The 544-nt window shown below is 36.2% G+C and carries 1 protein-coding gene and 1 pseudogene; both read left to right on the top strand.

What is annotated here, in order from left to right; all coding sequences use genetic code 11:
* A partial coding sequence (locus tag ACYRYG_RS13355) for a family 43 glycosylhydrolase (protein WP_460198494.1) occupies positions 1-237 on the top strand: 237 nt, incomplete at its 5' end.
* Between the two features lie 108 nt (positions 238-345).
* A pseudogene (locus ACYRYG_RS13350) lies at positions 346-544 on the top strand (IPT/TIG domain-containing protein); the annotation flags it as partial.

Genomic DNA, 544 nt, shown 5'->3' with positions numbered 1-544 from the left:
AACAAGTATGATGTGTTGATCAATGCTAATTCCTATTTTGTGGGTAACGGGCATGATTCGGGCATTGTGCAGGATGATGCTGGTCAGGACTGGATGTTTTATCATGGTTATGTCAGAAGTACAGGAGATGGAAGGGACTTGATGCTTAGTCAAGTGAAATGGGATAAAAACGGATGGCCTTATGTTTCAGGTGGAAGCCCTGAGAAAATGTCACAAATTCCTTTTATAAAGAAATAAAAACTTTAATATTAACCAAAATCGAAGACAAGAATTCATATCAATTAGTCATTCTATTTTGATATTTAAGAGTGAACGAGTGTACTTATATTATCTAAATCTTATAACATGAATAGAAAAACATTTCTTTTAATGTATCTGTTCGGCCTTTTGTTTTATGGCTGTTCAGATACCAACACTGTTACAGGCTATAATCCCAAGGAGGCTGTGACATTTACGGATTTTACCCCTAGTGGAGGCGGGTCCCGAACCCGTTTCTTTATTAATGGGAGTAATTTTGAGACTAATCCTGATAATATTGCTGTAA

The organism is Segatella asaccharophila (assembly GCF_054687055.1).
The sequence above is the reverse complement of the archived record's forward strand: the minus strand, read 5'-3'. Positions and strand labels throughout refer to the sequence as shown.